The organism is Caballeronia novacaledonica (assembly GCF_900258035.1).
In the GTDB taxonomy this organism is placed as follows: domain Bacteria; phylum Pseudomonadota; class Gammaproteobacteria; order Burkholderiales; family Burkholderiaceae; genus Caballeronia; species Caballeronia novacaledonica.
This window is the reverse complement of the sequence record NZ_OGTP01000006.1, coordinates 142,461-159,319: the sequence shown is the minus strand read 5'-3', so window position 1 is coordinate 159,319 and position 16,859 is coordinate 142,461. Positions and strand designations below refer to the sequence as shown.

Below are 16,859 nucleotides of genomic sequence, written 5' to 3'. Positions count from 1 at the left end.
TCGCCTAAAAGCGCGGCAACTCGGGATGCGGCAGCAGCCCGCCGCGAACATGCATCTTGCCGTACTCGGCGCAGCGCGCACGTGTCGGGATGCCCTTGTCGGGGTTGAGCAGGCCCGGCGGATCGAACGCGCGCTTGACCGCGAAGAACGCGTCGCGCTCTTCCGGCGAAAACTGCACGCACATCGAATTGATCTTCTCGATGCCCACGCCATGCTCGCCCGTCACCGTGCCGCCCAGCTCGACGCAGCATTCCAGGATGTCGCAGCCGAAGGCCTCCGCGCGATGCCATTCGTCGAGATCGTTGCCGTTGAAGAGAATCAGCGGGTGCATGTTGCCGTCGCCGGCGTGGAACACGTTGATGCAGCGCAGCGCGTACTTCTTCTCCATCTCTTCGATACGCTTGAGCAGCGGCCCGATCGCGCGGCGCGGCACGGTGCCGTCCATGCAGTAATAGTCCGGCGAAATGCGGCCCGCCGCCGGGAACGCGTTCTTGCGGCCCGACCAGAATTTCAGCCGCTCGGCTTCGGAACGCGAAATCTGGATACGCGACGCGCCGTGCTCGCGCAGCACGGCCGTCATGCGGACGATTTCCTCGGCGACTTCGTCGTGCGTGCCGTCGGATTCGCACAGCAGGATCGCGGCGGCGTCGAGATCGTAGCCCGCGTTGACGAACTCTTCGACGGCGCGCGTCGCGGGTTTGTCCATCATTTCGAGGCCGGCCGGGATGATGCCCGCCGCGATGATCGCCGCGACGGCGTTGCCGCCTTTCACGACATCGTCGAAGCTCGCCATGATGACCTGCGCGGTTTGCGGCTTCGGGATCAGCTTGACGGTGATCTCGGTGACGATCGCGAACATGCCTTCGCTGCCGATCAGCACCGCGAGCAGATCGAGACCGGGCGCGTCGGGGCCGAGCGAGCCGAACTCGACGACATCGCCGTCCATCGTCACCGCGCGCACGCGCAGGACGTTGTGGACCGTGAGGCCGTATTTCAGGCAGTGCACGCCGCCGGAGTTTTCGGAGACATTGCCGCCGATCGTGCACGCGATCTGCGACGACGGATCGGGCGCGTAGTACAAACCATAGGGCGCGGCCGCTTCCGAAATGGCGAGATTGCGTACGCCCGGCTGCACGGTCGCGGTGCGCGCATACGGATCGACTTCGACGATCTTGCGAAAGCGCGCAAGCGACAACACGATGCCGTGGCGAATCGGCATTGCGCCGCCGGAGAGGCCGGTGCCCGCGCCGCGCGGAACGATCGGAATGGAAAGGCGCGCGCAGATCTGCACGACGCGCTGCACTTGCGCCTCGGTTTCCGGCAGCGCGACCGCGAGCGGCAGACGCCGGTACGCGGCGAGGCCATCGCATTCGTACGCGGCGGTGTCTTCGTCGCGAAAGAGCAGACAGTGCGTGGGCAGCACGGCCATCAGCGCCTGCACGACTTCACGCTGACGCGCGGCGAGCTGATCTTCGCTCAGTTCGGGCGCGTCCTCGTGCGGCAGATTGGGCGACATCTGCTCGGCCTTGAGCTCGTCGGGTGCGTTCACGTCTCCTCCTTTTGATGCCTGCGCGGTCTTGGCGCTTATGTCACCTGTGCATCTTGCGCGACTTCGTCAGCCTTCGAAAGTGAAGATTTTCCCCGGGTTCATCAGGTTCTTCGGATCGAGCGCCTGTTTGATGGCGCGCATCGTCGCGACGGCGTCCTCGCCGTGCTCTTCGACCAGAAAGCCCATCTTGTGCAGCCCGACGCCGTGTTCGCCGGTGCAGGTGCCGCCCATCGCGAGCGCGCGTCCGACGATGCGCCGGTTGATGCGCTCCGCTTCTTCCAGTTCTTCGGGCCTGGCGGGATCGAGCAGCATCGCGACGTGGAAATTGCCGTCGCCGACGTGACCGACGATCGGGCTCGGCAAATACGAGCCTCGCAGATCCTTTTCCGTTTCCTCGACGCATTCGGCGAGACGCGAGATCGGCACGCAGACATCGGTGGTGACGGCGCGGCAGCCGGGCTTCAGTTGCAGCATCGCGAAGTAGGCCGAGTGGCGCGCGTTCCAGAGACGGCTGCGGTCTTCGGGGCGCGTCGCCCATTCGAAGTCCTCGCCGTGGTTCTCCGCGACGATCTCCTGCACGGTCTGCGCCTGTTCCTTCACGCCGGATTCGGTGCCGTGGAATTCGAAGAACAGCATCGGCGATTCGCGCAGCGTCAGATTCGAATGACGGTTGATCGCGCGCACGGCGAGCTTGTCGACGAACTCGACGCGCGCGATCGGCACGCCCATCTGAATGGTTTCGATGACGGCGCGCACGGCGTCGCCCATCGACGGAAATGCGCACACGGCCGCCGAAATCGCTTCGGGTTGCGGATAGAGACGCACGGTGATTTCGGTGATGACGCCGAGCGTGCCTTCCGAGCCGACGAACAGACGCGTGAGGTCGTAGCCCGCCGACGATTTGCGCGCGCGCGTGCCGGTTTTGATGATGCGGCCGTCGGCGAGCACGACGGTGAGGCCGAGGACGTTTTCGCGCATCGTGCCGTAGCGCACGGCGTTGGTGCCGGAGGCGCGCGTCGCGGACATGCCGCCGATGCTCGCGTCCGCGCCCGGATCGATCGGGAAGAAGAGGCCGGTGTCCTTGAGCGCTTCGTTCAGTTGCTTGCGGGAGATGCCGGGTTGCACCGTCACCGTGAGGTCTTCGGCGTTGATCGAGACGACCTGATTCATCTCGGACAGGTCGATGGAGACGCCGCCCTGGATCGCGAGCAGATGGCCTTCGAGCGAGGAGCCGTTGCCGTAGGGGATGATCGGGACGTCGTGTTGCGCGCAGAGTTTTACGATGGCCTGCACCTCGTCGGTGCTGCGCGCGAAGACGACGGCGTCGGGGAGTTGCGGATCGAACGGCGATTCGTCGCGGCCGTGGTGTTCCCGGACTGCTTGCGATGTCGAGACGCGGTCGGCGAATTGCTGCTTCAGTGCTTCGAGAAGTGCGGCGGGGAAGGGGCGTTTTTGGAGCGCCTGGTGTTCGGTGGGGTGGTTCACAAAGTGTCTCCGGGCGGTGCGGATTTGTGTTCTGGTTTCGCGCTTGGCGTTGCGGGTTTTGCGATGCTTCATCCGCGATCGGCGCGAGTTTCGTACGGTGTTTATCTCATTTTACGCCGTCGGGGGGAAGGTCGGCGGGGCGGGTTTGGGGCGCGGGGGCGTGCCTATAATGGGTTTTTCAGGGAGTCTGCGATGGGTCACCGCTTAAGCAAAATCGCCACGCGTACCGGCGACGATGGAACCACAGGTTTGGGCGATGGAAGCCGCGTGCCGAAGGACGATGCGCGTATTGCCGCAATCGGAGATGTCGATGAATTGAATTCCTGCATCGGCGTGCTGCTTTGTGAGCCGATGCCTTCGGATGTGCGGGACGCGCTGACGCAAATTCAGAACGATTTGTTCGATCTGGGTGGCGAATTGTCGATTCCCGGGCATTCGATGATTCAGACTTCTCATCTTGCGCAATTGGATGCCTGGCTGGAAGAGTACAACGCGACATTGCCGCCTTTGAGCGAATTCATTTTGCCGGGCGGGTCGAGGGCGGCGGCTTTGGCGCATGTGGCACGGACGGTTTGTCGAAGAGCGGAGCGGGCGATTGTGGCGTTGGGGCGTGTTGAAAATGCCGGGGTTAATGAGGCGCCGCGGAGGTATGTGAATCGGTTGTCGGATTTGATGTTTGTGTTGGCGCGCATTCTCAATCGCGCCGACGGCGGCGCGGATACGCTATGGAATCATGCCCGACGATCCCTATAACGTGATTAGTTATATATCGTGTTCACGGCGCGAAAATCGTATCGCTGCAATCAGTTTATACGGCGTTTTATATTTATCGATTAAGCGCACTACTGGAAGACGTTGAGGGACGCGCCCGTAACTTACCTCGGTGAAGGAGGTCAGATTTTCGGGCGCGAGTGGCAAGTGGAACGCGGTGCTTCAGTTGCCTCGACCTCTGGCAATTCTTCGCTGGATGACAGATGTTGACAGGCGTTCAAGCACCCCAACACTCTCCTCCCACCCAATACAAGCATCGGTAACGCTTTGGCCGTACGTGAGTTCACACCCTTCCTTCAAATCCTGCCGCCCAGCCACGAGATGCGACTCCACCATCACCCCCACAATCCGCTCATCTCCGCCAGCGAGTTGCTTGCCGATATCCTCACAAACCGGAATCTGATTTTCATGCTTCTTCGAGCTATTGGCGTGACTCGCATCGATCATAAGACGAGCGGCTAATCCAGCCTTGCCGATATCGCTACAAGCAGCATCGACACTCGCCGCATCGTAATTAGGCGCTTTCCCGCCGCGCAAAATGATGTGGCAATCCTCATTTCCTGCGGTCGAAACAATCGCCGAGTGTCCGCCCTTGGTGACGGAAAGAAAATGATGCGGCTGCGACGCCGCCTTGATCGCATCGACGGCGATTTTCACATTCCCATCCGTGCCATTCTTGAATCCGACGGGACAAGACAAACCGGACGCCAATTCGCGATGCACTTGAGATTCCGTAGTCCGCGCCCCAATCGCCCCCCACGAAATCAGATCGGCGATGTACTGCGGACTAATCATGTCGAGATATTCGGTTCCGGCCGGCAAGCCAAGCTCATTGATATGCATGAGCAACTCCCGCGCGGCCCTCAACCCGTCATTGATCTTGAAGCTGTTATCCATATACGGATCGTTGATCAACCCCTTCCAGCCCACCGTCGTGCGCGGCTTTTCGAAATACACGCGCATCACGATTTCCAGCTCGCCCGCGAACCGTTTCCGCTGCTCGATCAACCGCCCCGCGTACTCCATCGCGGCACGAGGATCATGAATCGAGCACGGCCCGATGATGACGATCAACCGGTCATCCATCCCGTGAAGAATGCGATGCATCGACTGTCGCGCGTTGTAGATCAGTTCCGAAACGGGCTCGGCGCAGGGAAATTCGCGGATCAGATGCGCGGGCGGGGTCAGCTCTTTCAACTCGCGGATACGAACATCATCGGTATTGTGCGGGGGCATGTCGGTTCTCCAACGGCAGCGTTCTAATCAAACTATGAGACGAAAAAAAACCGCCAGACTCGCTGGCGGTTTTTTCGGGAATTCGGTTTGTTCAACCTGTGTACGACTCACCCTCTCGATCCGCCAGCGGCTTGAGATGCCAAAAAAAATAAAAATAAAACTTGGCGGACATGTTGGATCGAAGGCGCGTCAGAAAAGTTGTGACTGCTTTTATAACCTCAAACGTACGGCGCTGACAACCCTGCATCTGCGAAAACGCGGACAATCCGCACCGGACGATGCGGCCAGGCCGCAAACAAACGCATCCGATGCGGAAAAGCCGCATAAAAATCACACCGTCCCGCCGACCGTCATCTTCTCGATGCGCAACGTCGGTTGACCGACGCCCACCGGCACGCTCTGGCCTTCCTTGCCGCACACGCCGACGCCGCTGTCGAGCGACATGTCGTTGCCGATCATCGTCACGTACTTGAGCGATTCCGGTCCGCTGCCGATCAGCGTCGCGCCCTTCACCGGATACGTGATCTTGCCGTTCTCGATCATGTACGCCTCGGAAGCCGAAAACACGAACTTGCCGTTGGTGATATCGACCTGACCGCCGCCGAAATTCACCGCGTACAAGCCGTTCTTCACCGACGCGAGAATTTCCTGCGGATCCTTGTCGCCGTTGAGCATGTACGTGTTCGTCATGCGCGGCATCGGCAGCGCGGCGTACGACTCGCGGCGCGCGTTGCCCGTCACCGGCATTTTCATCAGGCGCGCGTTGAGCGAATCCTGGATGTAGCCCTTCAGAATGCCGTCCTCGATCAGCGTCGTGCATTGTGTCGGGTTGCCTTCGTCGTCGATGTTGAGCGAGCCGCGCCGATTCGGCAGCGTGCCGTCATCGACCACGGTGACGCCCTTCGCCGCCACCTGCTCGCCGATCATCCCCGCGAACGCCGACGATCCCTTGCGGTTGAAATCGCCCTCCAGCCCGTGTCCGACCGCCTCGTGCAGCAGCACGCCCGGCCAGCCCGGCCCGAGCACGACGGTCATCGCGCCCGCCGGAGCAGGGCGCGCTTCGAGATTGACGAGCGCGGCGTGCACGGCATCGTTGACGTATTTGTTCAGGATGTCGTCGGTGAAATAGCCATAGTCGAAGCGTCCGCCGCCGCCGCCCGTGCCGATTTCGCGTCGCCCGTTCTGCTCGGCGATCACCGTCACCGACACGCGCACGAGCGGGCGCACGTCTGCCGCGAGCGCGCCGTCGCTGCGCGCGACGAGCACGACGTCGTACTCGCCGGCGAGACCGGCCATGACCTGCGTGATGCGCGGATCCTTGCCGCGCGCCATCTGTTCGACACGCTCGAGCAGTTTCACCTTGGCGTTCGCATCGAGCGAATGCAGCGGATCGGAGGGCAGATACAGATCGCGCCCGGACACGCCCGTGAGCGTGCTCGCCGGCTTGACCTTGTGCTTGCCGCCGCCGGCTTTGGCGATGGCGCGCGTCGCGATCGCGGCCTGGCGGATCGACTCGGGCGAGAGGTCGTCCGAATAGGCGAACGCCGTGCGCTCGCCCGACACGGCGCGCACGCCGACGCCCTGATCGATGCTGAAACTACCCGATTTGACGATGCCTTCTTCGAGACTCCACGCTTCGCTGCGCGTGGACTGGAAATAGAGGTCCGCGTAATCGACACGATGCGTGAAGATTTCCGCGAGCGTGCGAGTGATCAGCCCTTCGTCGAGACCGTAGGGCGTGAGCAAAACGTCCTTCGCCGTGACGAGATTACGAATGCCGGGTTCGATGATGTTCATGCGGTGCCTATTGCGTGTTCTGTGACGAGTTCGATATATATTTCAGACGAATCGCGGACTATTCTACGGTCCGATTCGGTCAGTTCATGTGCGGGGGAAAACCCGCGTCTTCAAGTCATCCGGTGAGCAAGCCGCGCGATCACCCGATCACGCGATGCCGATAAGACGGCAAGCTCTGCCGCACGATCGCGATGCGTTGCAGATCGATGCCGCCGGCCACGACGCCCGGGCCTTCGTCCCGGATATCGACGATTTCGCCCCACGGATCGATCAGCATGCTGTGACCCCACGTGCGGCGTCCGTTCTCGTGATTGCCGCCCTGCGCCGCGGCGAGCACATAGCATTGATTTTCGACGGCGCGCGCCTTGAGCAGCGTCTGCCAGTGCGCGCGGCCGGTCGTGTAGGTGAACGCGGACGGCACGACCATCAGCGCGCAATCGCCGAGCTTCCGGTATAGCTCCGGAAAACGCAGGTCGTAGCACACCGACAATCCCACGCGGCCGAACGGCGCGTCGAACGTGCGGACCTCGGTGCCGGGGAAGATGGTGCGCGCTTCGTCGTACGATTCCTCGCCGCGCTCGAAATTGAACAGATGAATCTTGTCGTAGCGCGCGACCTGAGTGCCGCTCGGATCGAAGACGAGCGTCGTGTTCAGCACGCGGTTCTCTTCGGGTGATTGCATCGGCAGCGTTCCGCCGATGATCCACACGCCGTGCGAACGCGCCGCGTCGGCCAGAAATTGCTGGATCGGACCCGAGCCGGGCGTTTCGCGGATCGCGAGTTTGTCGGTGTCCTTGAAGCCCATGTAACAGAAATATTCGGGCAGGAGCACCATCTGCGCACCGCGGCGCGCGGCGTCGGCGATGAGTTGACTGGCGTCGGCGAGATTGCGGTCCCGGTCCGGCGTGCTGACCATCTGGAGCGCGGCGACCTGAAACGGGGCCGCGCTTTCGCTCGATCTTTCGCTCATGTCTCTTTGCGCTGGTAGAAAAAGGGGAACGAAAACGGCGTCGCCGGAACTCGCGCAACGCCCGTTTTTAGCGGGCAGCGGACGGGGCCACGGCGGCGGCGGGTGTTTCGATCTTACCCTGATCGCCATTGAGCCGCTTAACGACGGGTTTGCTCCACGAGCCGGTGATCGAATAGTCGAGCGCGAAGGCTTTCTGGATCGAAGCCGACAGCGCGATGTCCGCCGCGAGCACGCCGAGCCCGAGCAGCGGATTGATCACCGCCGCGCCGATCGCCGCCGCGCCCGCGCCGACCGTCGGAATTACCTTCACCTGAAGATCCTGCGTCTGCTTCGGCATATCGACGACGCCGTGCATCTGCACGCGCGCGGGCGACGTGACCATCAGGAAGTCGTCCGTTCGGCTGATGCCGTCGACGATCTTCGCATTGCCCGTGATCTTCTCGAACGGCAGCCCCTTGCCGACGACATCCTCGAAATGCAGCGTCAAAAGATTGGCGAGGCTGCGCAGGCTGAAGATGCCGAGCCATTTCGCCGCGCCCGGCGCACGCAGGATCTGGCCGTGACGCAGATCGACATTCACGTTGCCATCGAGCGTGTTCACGTCGACGGCCGTCGGGCCGCCGTTCCAGCCCGCGTGGCCCGAGACCGTGCCGCTGCCCGAATTGACGACGTGCGGCGCGCCGAAACGGTCGATCAACTGTCCGCCGTTTTTCACGTCGAGCTTGAAATCGAGCGACGTGCGGCGCGGGAGGGCGTCGTCGGCGTCGGAAGAGGGCGCGGTGTCCGGCTGCGCGGCCCTGTTGACGCCGCCCGGCAGCGTGCGCCACGTCGCGTTCGCGGTGAGCGTCGCGTCGGGATTGACGAGTTCGAGCTTGTCGAGCGTCCAGATCGGCTCGTCGGCGACGACTTCGTTGTGCGCATCGACTTCGAGCCGCCCGAGGCTGTGGCCGCGAAACACGAGCTCGTTCACGATGAGATCGATCGTCGGCATGTTGCGCGGCGGCTTTCGCATGACCTGGCCGACGGTATCGGTGCCTGTCTTTTCCGGAATCACGACCCTCGCCAGGCGCGCCTGCAATGTGCCGGGGCTGTCCCTGGTCGCGCCCGGCGTCCAGGCGACATCGCCCGACACCTGATCCGACGCGATGTTCGCCTGCCACTTGCGATCCGCCTCGCTCGCGCCGATCGCGACGTTGTCCCAGCGCCGGTCGAGCAGCTTGAGCGTCGTGAAGTGGATGTCGGCGCGGGTCGGAATGAACTGTTTGACGTTCTCGTTCATCGGCGGGCGCGGCGCGTTCGCGGCGGCGGCCGCTTCCGCCGTCGTGGCGCTGGCGGCGTTGATTTCGGCGAAGGTCTTGCGCCATGCGTCGGCATCGAGCTCGTTCAGATCGACGTTTGCGCTGACGCCTTCGGCGGGCAGATCGGCGGGCTTGTTCACCGCGATCGCGCCGCGCACGACTTTCAGGCGCGCGCGCATGTTCATCGGTTCGGCGGCGTCTTGCGGATCGATCTTGACCTGCGCGCGCCCGATCTGCTGCAGCACGTAATGCGCCGCGACCGGACCGAAGCTCAGTTGCGCGTCATGCAGATCCGGCGCGCCGCCCGGCGCGGGCTGGAAGGTGAAGGAGAAGGGCATCGGCGTGCCTTGCGGCTTGCCGAACGGCGCGGGCAGATCGATGCCGAGGCCCGTCAGATCCGACTTCGCCTGCACGTTCGGCAACGCGTTCTTCGCGCCGTGCACGTGCAGCGCGTAAGTCGCGGTGCCGTTGATGCGCTTCATGAATTCCGCGACCTGCGGCGTGATCCGCCTGTCGAGGCGCGTGGCGGCATCCGCGCCGATGCGCCCGTTCACGTCGAACACATAGCTGCCGTCGGGCTGCACGCCGCCTTTCGCGCGGACGTCGCCGCCGAGCAGTTGCGCGGTCAGGCCGTCGAGCGTCACGGTCTTCGCGGCGAAGTCGGCCTTGCCGCGCAGATGCGTGAGCGGCGGCAGATTGCTGTACGTGATCTGGTTGTCCGCGAAGGTGAGCGATCCTTTGTAATCGGGCTTGAGCGGCGGCAACGGCGCGGGCGGACGATAGCGCGGAATGCCGAGCGTGAGCGCGAGCACGGCATCGCCTTTGGCGTCGATCTTGCGCGTCGCGTGCTTCGCCATCAGGCCGAGCGAGCTGTCGTCGACGTATTGAAGCATGTCGGAAAGCGGGCCGCGCGCCTTGCCGTCGATCCACAGCCGGGTTTCGCGATTGCCCGTATCGTCGATACGTCCGGTGACTTTCGCGACCTTCACGCCGCGGTAATGTCCCTTGTCGATATCGAACCCGAGCTTGTTCTGCGCGAGCGTGAACGTGCCGTCGATGCCCTCGAACGCCGGCCAGAAGTTCGGCAGGCCGTTGGCCATCTTGCGCGGCGGAAACGGCGTCGGGTCGAACTTGCCGCCGCTGAACGGCGTGTGGATGCGGAAGATGCCCGCGTCCGGAAACTTGTTGTACGGGAAGCGCGTGAGATCGCCGTGCACTTCGATCGTCCCGTTTCTCGCGACGCCCGCCTGCAGCGCGTGGCCGAGATAGATGCGCACGCGCTCGGTCAGGCTCGTCGGCAGATAGCGCACGAGGCTCGTCACCTTCAGATGCGCGACCTTCGCTTTCAGGTCGAGATTGCCGCGTCCGTGGCCCTGGTTCCAGTAATCGGCGGTGGCTTCGCCTTCGGCGTCGGCGTTCTTGACGTGCAGCCGTTCGACATGGACCGTGAAGGCGCGCCGCAATTCGCCCGGCGCGATGGCATCCGCGACCGTCCAGCGCGCGTTGCCTTGCAGCGAGTCGAAAGCGAGGCGGGGATCGTCGAACGCGCCGGGAATGATGACGACCACTTTCTTCGTGTCGATCGCGATCCGGCCTTCCTTCTCGTTCGCGTCGAGCGTGCCCCAGAGGTTCTCGACGCCCGGGATGCCCGCGCGCGGATGATTGTTGATCGTGAGTCCGGGCGGCGGCTCCTGCGCCTGGATGCTGAGACCCTGGAGATCGCCCTTGAACGCGTAGTGCAAGAGCGGCGCGTCGCCCTTCTTGCGTTGCTGCTGCGCTTCTTCTTCGGTCCTGGGCGCGGCGCGCTCGGTGAAGATCGTGTAGTTCGCCACCTGGCCGCGCGGATTGACGCGCACGAGCTCGTTGAGCACTCTCGCCGGCACCGGCAGCGCACGCACGAATTCAGCGAGGATGCCGATATCGACGGAATCGCCCGTCAGCCGCACCAGTTGCCCCTTGCCGACGCCCGGCGGACGATACGTGCCCGTCAGCGAGCGCGACACGAGCAGGCGCGCGACCGGCGTGCCGTCATCGAGCGGCGTTTGGCCGAGTTCCGCATGAAGGTCGCGCAGATTCAGCGTGTACTCGGTGTCGTTCTTCTCGATGCGCCAGCCGAAGCGCGCGATCGGCAGATCGAGACGCGGCTGCGTTGCGCGCACCCGCAGCGCGATGCTCGAGCCGGTCAGCTCGCCGCTCGCGTTCTGCAACTGGCCGCCGGCGAAGTTCAGCCAGATCTCGTTGTTGATGCGCCCGCTGTACATCTGGAACGGCAGTTTCACGTAGCGCGCGAGCATCGGCAGATCGACCGGCCCCGTCGACATGTAGAGGCGGCCGCTCCAGTTGGCCGGCGCGCCCATCGCGGAGAAAGGCTGATGACGGAAGTCCGCGCGGAAGTCGAGCGGCCCGTGCAGCACGTCGCCGTCGGCGGGCGCCTTGAGCGCGAGCCGATGGCGCGTGCCGTCGTTGATGATCGCGAGATGCAGGCGCTTGAACGCGACCTCGGGCGCGGCGCGTTGCGTGTCGCGCCAGCGCAGCGTGCCGTCGCGCAGAAGAATGTGATCCTGGCCGAGCAGCCAGGTCGTGAACGCGTTCGAGCCGGTGCGGTGCGTGGGCAGCGGCACGCCCGCGACGGACAGCGCGCCCTCCGCATTGCGCGCGATGATCACGTCGGGACCGTCGACGGTCAGATCGGCGAGCTTGGGCCGCAGATGCAGCAGCGACGCCCACGCGATGCTCGCGCTCGCGTGCGGCACGGCGAGACCGGGCGAGCCATCGGCGGCGTCGATGCTGAGATTGTCCAGATCGATCGTCGGCGAAAGTCCCGACCATCGCGCGGAAATCCTGCCGATATGCAACTGCGCGTGAATCTTCGACGAGACCAGTTGCTCGATGCGCGGCCGGAACGAATCGACCTGCGGCATGACGATGTAGCGCAGGCCGACATACAGGCCCGCGACCACGAAATACGCAATGGCCGCGATGACGAGAACGAATTTGAAGACGCGTGAAAGCACGCGCTCGGCGTTGCCGCTGGGCTGGGCTTGTCCAACTTCGGTCGGGTCGACGGATCGTCTGCTGTCGGACATGCTGCTGCTGTCGGGCGATATGGTAGTTTTGCGTGTTTGACGCTGAAATGTAACACGGGCATCGCGGGGACGGCCGCTGCCCGTGCACTCGTGGATGCTTGCAAAGCCGCGCCCGGCAAGACTCGCGGCGCAGTGCGTGAAGCCCTTGTCTTACCGGAAGCAATGAGCGAACCCAACCTTTCATGACCGACGCCACTCTTCTCAGTTCCGACTATTCCAACTATGCGGCGCGCGCGTATGCGGCGCGGCCCGAACTGGCGTCGAATGTCGCGCAGTGGGCGAACTCGCGCATCACGCGCGAATGGATCGAAGCGCGACTCGATGCGCACTGCACGCCGTGCACCGAAAGCGGCGTGCTCGACGAAGCCGCGCTCAAGGCCGCGCTGCGGCGCCTGCGAACGGAAGTGTTCTGCACGGCGATGGAGCGTGATCTCGCCGGCGCGGCGGACGTCGCCGAAGTCACCGGCGCGATGACCGATCTCGCCGAAGTCACCGTGCAGCGCGCGCTCGCGGTGTTGTCGGCGGATCTCGAAGCGCTCTTCGGCGAGCCGCGCGGACCGGACGGCGAGCGCCAGACGCTCGGCGTCGTCGGCATGGGCAAGCTCGGCGGTCGCGAGTTGAACGCATCGTCGGATATCGATCTGATCTTCGTCTATGAAGAGGATGGCGAAACCTCGGGCGGCACGCGCTCCGCAATCGCGACGCAGGAATTCTTCACACGGCTCGGCAAACGTCTGATCGGCGCGCTCGCGGAAATCACGCAGGACGGCTACGTGTTTCGCGTCGACATGCGGCTGCGGCCCAACGGCGATTCCGGCCCGCTCGTGTGCAGCCTCGGCATGCTCGAAGAATATTTCTACGTGCAGGGCCGCGAGTGGGAGCGTTACGCGTGGATCAAGGGGCGGCTCGTTTCGGAGACGCAAAGCGACTCTGCGAAGCGCCTCGCGAAGCAGCTCGAAGCGATCGCGACGCCGTTCATCTACCGGCGCTATCTCGACTACGGCGTGATCGCGGCGATCCGCTCGCTGCATCAGCAGATTCGGCAGGAAGCGCGGCGGCGCGCGTCGATGCGTCCCGACAAGGCCGACGACATCAAGCTCGGTCGCGGCGGCATCCGCGAAATCGAGTTCAGCGCGCAGGTATTTCAGTTGATTCGCGGCGGTCAGGCAGCGGAATTCCGTATTCGTCCGACGCTCGCGGTGCTCGAACGCGCCGCCGCCAACGGCCTGCTCGCGCCCAACGTGTGCGAGGCGCTGTCCGACGCGTATCTGTTCCTGCGCACGGTGGAGCATCGGCTGCAATATCGCAACGACGCGCAGACGCACGCGATGCCCGTGGCGGACGACGAACGCGCGCTGCTCGCGAAGTCGCTCGGCTTCGCGGACTATGCCGCGCTGATGGAAAAGCTCGACGCGCATCGCGAGCTGGTCGAGCAGCAGTTCGACGCGATTTTCGCCGACAAGGTGAGCGGGCAGGGCGGCTGCGGCGTATCGGAGGAATCGGCTGCGTCGTGGATCTGGAGCAGCGCGCTCGCCGACGACTCCGCGCAGGAAGAACTCTTCGCGGGCCTCGCGGAACTCGGCTTCGCGGACCCGGCGCCGGTGCTTTCGCGTCTGACGGGCGTGTGGAATTCGGCGCGTTATGCCGGCTTGCCGTCGCAGAGCCGCGAGCGTTTCGACATCGTCGCGCAACGGGCGCTCGAAGCCGTGCAGTCGGCCGATGCGGGCAAGCGCGGCGACATCATCGTGCGTCTTTTCGATCTGCTCGAAGCCATCGGCAAGCGCGGCGCCTATCTCGCGCTGCTGACGGAATATCCGGCGGCGCTGGAGCGCGTGCTGTCGGTGCTGTCGGGTTCGCGCTGGGCGGCGGGCTATCTGATCCGCCATCCGCAACTGCTCGACGAATTGCTCGACGACGAAGCCATCGCCAGCCCCTTCGACTGGTCCGAGTTCAAGCGTTCGCTGATCGCGCGGCTCGACGCCGCCGAGGACGTCGAACATCAGATGGATCTGCTGCGTCACGCGCATCAGGCCGAAGTGTTCCGCATTCTGCTGATCGATCTCGCCGGCCATCTGAGCGTCGAGCACGTGAGCGACCGTCTCTCCGAACTTGCCGACGCCGTGCTCGACGTGACCGTGCGAACCGTGTGGAAGCAGTTCCCGAAGCGGCATCGCGAGACGCCGCGCTTTTCGATCATCGCGTACGGGAAGCTGGGCGGCAAGGAACTGGGCTACGCGTCGGACCTCGATCTCATCTTCCTTTACGACGATGACGACGACGCCGCCTCCGACATCTACGCGATGTTCACGCGCCGTCTCATTACGTGGCTCACGGCGGCGACCGGCGCGGGCACGCTCTTCGATGTCGATTTGCGCCTGCGGCCGAACGGCGAATCCGGCTTGCTCGTGACCGATCTCGCCTCGTTTCGCCGCTATCAGATTCGCGAAGGCGACGCGGCGAACACCGCGTGGGTCTGGGAGCATCAGGCGCTTTCGCGGGCGCGCTACAGTGCGGGCGACGCCGAAATCGGTGCGGAGTTCGAGCAGATTCGCGCCGACGTGCTCGTCATGGAGCGCGACGCGGCCGCGCTGGCGCGCGAGATCGCGTCGATGCGCCAGCGCGTCGCCGACGGGCATCCGAATCGCAGCGACCTGTTCGACCTGAAGCACGATCGCGGCGGCATGGTCGATATCGAGTTCATCGTGCAGTACTGGGTGCTGCTGCATACGCGCGAGCATCGCGCGTTTCTGCGCAATGCGGGCAACATCACGCTGCTCAAGATCGCTGCGCAAAGCGGATTGATCGCCGAAGAGCAAGCCGATGTGATCGGCGCGGCGTACCGCCATTACCGCAAGCTCCAGCACACGCTGCGGCTCGACGGCATGGAGAAGGCGCGCGTCGATCCGGCCGAGGTTCAGGCCGAACGCGACGCGGTGACGGCGCTGTGGGACCGGGTGTTTTCCGTGGCGGACTGAGCCGGCGTTCAGGCCGCCAGCATTTCCTTCGCGTGCTTGCGCGTGGTCGCGGTGATTTCGAGGCCACCGAGCATGCGCGCCACTTCCTCGATGCGCCTGCTCTTGTCGAGCGGCGTCACCGTGCTCACGGTGCCGCCGGCGTCGTCGGAAGACTTCGCGACCTGGAAATGCTGATCGCCGCGCGCGGCCACCTGCGGCAAATGCGTGACGCACAGCACCTGACGGTCGCGGCCCAGTTGATGCAACAGGCGCCCGACCACTTCCGCGACACCGCCGCCGATGCCCGTGTCCACTTCGTCGAAGATGAGCGTGGGCGTCGGGCTCGCGGTGCTCGCGATCACGGCGAGCGCGAGGCTGATACGCGCCAGTTCGCCGCCCGACGCGACTTTCGCGAGCGGCCTCAACGCGACGCCCGCGTGACCGGCCACGCGGAACTCGATCTGCTCCAGCCCGTTCGCGCCGCCTTCCGCGAGCGGCACGAGCGCGACTTCGAAGCTGCCGCCCGCCATCGACAATTCCTGCATGCCTTCCGTGACCGCTTTCGAAAGATGCTTCGCGGCCTTCGTGCGCGCCTTCGACAGCACTTTGGCCTGCGCGAGAAATTCGTCTTTCGCCTTTTCGGCGGCGGCGTTCAGCGCGCCGAGATCGGCGGCGGCGTCGAGTTCGGCGAGCTGGCGGCGGCGCGCGTCGTGTTCCTCGGGCAGCGTTTCAGGTTGAAGGCGGAACTTGCGCGCCGTCGAATGCAGTTGATCCATGCGCCTTTCGACTTGCGCGAGCCGGTCGGGATCGAGTTCGAGCCGTTGCGCGTAGTGCGACAGCGAATACGACGCCTCCTGCAACTGAATCTCCGCCGGTTCGAGCGACGCGAGCACGTCGTTCAGCGCGGGATCGATATCGGCGAGGCCGCGCACCTTCGAGATGATCGCGCCGAGCTGCGAGATCATGGCTTCGTCGGATTCGGAGAGTGCGCCGAGCGCGCCCTGCACGCCGTCGATGAGACTCGCCGAATGCGACAGCCGGTGATGCTCCGCGCTCACTTCTTCCCATTCGCCGGGTTGCGGCGCGAGTTTGTCGAATTCGCTCAGTTGCCACGCGAGGCGTTCGCGCTCCAGTTGCAGTTCGCGGTCGCGGTTTTGCGCGGTCTCGACGGCCTGCTGCGCGTCACGCATGGCGCGCCAAGCGCGATTCACCGCGCCGGCGGTGTCGAGCAACTGCGCGTGCGTGTCGAAGAGTTCGCGTTGCGCGTCGGGACGCATCAGCAACTGATGCGCGTGCTGTCCGTGAATATCGACGAGCATTTCGCCCACTTCGCGAAGCTGCGCGAGCGTCGCGGGCGTGCCGTTGACGAACGCGCGCGAGCGGCCGCCCGAATCGATCACCCGGCGCAGCATCACCGAGTCGCCGTCTTGCGACAGCGCGTGCTCGTCCAGCCATTGCACGACGAGCGGATGCGTGCCGAATTCCGCGGTGATGTCCGCGCGCGACTGGCCCGCGCGCACGACGCTCGCGTCGCCGCGGGCGCCGAGCGTGAGTGCGAGGGCATCGATCAGGATCGACTTGCCCGCGCCGGTTTCTCCCGAAAAGACCGTGAAACCTGGATCGAAATCGATATCCAGCGTGGCGACGATGACGAAATCTCGAATCGAAAGATGACGGAGCATGGACGCTTCGGGGAAGGGGAATACGAGAGTG

General features: G+C 64.3%; 10 protein-coding genes. 3 read left to right on the top strand and 7 right to left on the bottom strand.

What is annotated here, in order from left to right; translation table 11 throughout:
- Window positions 1-4 precede the first annotated feature (4 nt).
- Window positions 5-1,516 carry an FAD-linked oxidase C-terminal domain-containing protein gene (locus NOV72_RS11685; protein WP_106854868.1) on the bottom strand — a complete coding sequence of 504 codons (1,512 nt, stop codon included), beginning with the start codon at window positions 1,514-1,516 and terminating at the stop codon, window positions 5-7.
- Window positions 1,517-1,615: 99 nt separating this feature from the next.
- Window positions 1,616-3,034, bottom strand: coding sequence for an FAD-binding oxidoreductase (locus tag NOV72_RS11680; RefSeq protein WP_106854741.1), 1,419 nt, complete (start codon window positions 3,032-3,034; stop codon window positions 1,616-1,618).
- Between the two features lie 192 nt (window positions 3,035-3,226).
- On the opposite strand from NOV72_RS11680, the gene NOV72_RS11675 reads away from it, so the two are divergent.
- The gene (locus NOV72_RS11675) at window positions 3,227-3,787 is read left to right on the top strand and encodes a cob(I)yrinic acid a,c-diamide adenosyltransferase (RefSeq protein ID WP_106854740.1); all 561 of its coding nucleotides are present in this window, start codon (window positions 3,227-3,229) and stop codon (window positions 3,785-3,787) included.
- A 180-nt stretch (window positions 3,788-3,967) separates the two neighbouring features.
- Here NOV72_RS11675 and aroG read toward each other — a convergent pair whose 3' ends face one another.
- The gene (gene aroG, locus NOV72_RS11670) at window positions 3,968-5,041 is read right to left on the bottom strand and encodes a 3-deoxy-7-phosphoheptulonate synthase AroG (protein ID WP_106854739.1); all 1,074 of its coding nucleotides are present in this window, start codon (window positions 5,039-5,041) and stop codon (window positions 3,968-3,970) included.
- On the opposite strand from aroG, the gene NOV72_RS32270 reads away from it, so the two are divergent.
- Complete coding sequence (locus tag NOV72_RS32270) at window positions 5,040-5,420, top strand: hypothetical protein (protein ID WP_181291017.1); 381 nt, start codon at window positions 5,040-5,042, stop codon at window positions 5,418-5,420. The genes aroG and NOV72_RS32270 overlap by 2 nt on opposite strands.
- Here NOV72_RS32270 and tldD read toward each other — a convergent pair.
- The 3 genes from tldD to NOV72_RS11655 form a co-directional block, all read right to left on the bottom strand.
- Window positions 5,372-6,838: a metalloprotease TldD gene (gene tldD, locus NOV72_RS11665; protein ID WP_106854738.1), complete on the bottom strand. Its 1,467-nt coding sequence runs from the start codon at window positions 6,836-6,838 to the stop codon at window positions 5,372-5,374. The genes NOV72_RS32270 and tldD overlap by 49 nt on opposite strands.
- A gap of 139 nt (window positions 6,839-6,977) precedes the next feature.
- A complete protein-coding gene (locus NOV72_RS11660) occupies window positions 6,978-7,808 on the bottom strand; it encodes a carbon-nitrogen hydrolase family protein (protein WP_106854737.1) in 831 nt (276 codons plus the stop codon).
- A 67-nt stretch (window positions 7,809-7,875) separates the two neighbouring features.
- Window positions 7,876-12,192, bottom strand: a complete 4,317-nt coding sequence (locus NOV72_RS11655) for a YhdP family protein (RefSeq protein ID WP_106854736.1) — start codon at window positions 12,190-12,192, stop codon at window positions 7,876-7,878.
- A 182-nt stretch (window positions 12,193-12,374) separates the two neighbouring features.
- Here NOV72_RS11655 and glnE point away from each other — a divergent pair, with 182 nt between their 5' ends.
- Window positions 12,375-15,167, top strand: a complete 2,793-nt coding sequence (gene glnE / locus NOV72_RS11650; protein ID WP_106854735.1) for a bifunctional [glutamate--ammonia ligase]-adenylyl-L-tyrosine phosphorylase/[glutamate--ammonia-ligase] adenylyltransferase — start codon at window positions 12,375-12,377, stop codon at window positions 15,165-15,167.
- Between the two features lie 8 nt (window positions 15,168-15,175).
- Here glnE and recN read toward each other — a convergent pair whose 3' ends face one another.
- Window positions 15,176-16,828: a DNA repair protein RecN gene (gene recN, locus NOV72_RS11645; RefSeq protein WP_106854734.1), complete on the bottom strand. Its 1,653-nt coding sequence runs from the start codon at window positions 16,826-16,828 to the stop codon at window positions 15,176-15,178.
- Between the last annotated feature and the right edge of the window lie 31 nt (window positions 16,829-16,859).

Coding starts and splice junctions, on each gene's coding strand:
- NOV72_RS11685 (WP_106854868.1), bottom strand. CDS start 1,516: ATGTCGCCCAATCTGCCGCACGAGGACGCGCCCGAACTGAGCGAAGAT.
- NOV72_RS11675 (WP_106854740.1), top strand. CDS start 3,227: ATGGGTCACCGCTTAAGCAAAATCGCCACGCGTACCGGCGACGATGGA.
- NOV72_RS32270 (WP_181291017.1), top strand. CDS start 5,040: ATGTCGGTTCTCCAACGGCAGCGTTCTAATCAAACTATGAGACGAAAA.
- aroG (WP_106854739.1), bottom strand. CDS start 5,041: ATGCCCCCGCACAATACCGATGATGTTCGTATCCGCGAGTTGAAAGAG.
- tldD (WP_106854738.1), bottom strand. CDS start 6,838: ATGAACATCATCGAACCCGGCATTCGTAATCTCGTCACGGCGAAGGAC.
- NOV72_RS11660 (WP_106854737.1), bottom strand. CDS start 7,808: ATGAGCGAAAGATCGAGCGAAAGCGCGGCCCCGTTTCAGGTCGCCGCG.
- NOV72_RS11655 (WP_106854736.1), bottom strand. CDS start 12,192: ATGTCCGACAGCAGACGATCCGTCGACCCGACCGAAGTTGGACAAGCC.
- glnE (WP_106854735.1), top strand. CDS start 12,375: ATGACCGACGCCACTCTTCTCAGTTCCGACTATTCCAACTATGCGGCG.
- recN (WP_106854734.1), bottom strand. CDS start 16,828: ATGCTCCGTCATCTTTCGATTCGAGATTTCGTCATCGTCGCCACGCTG.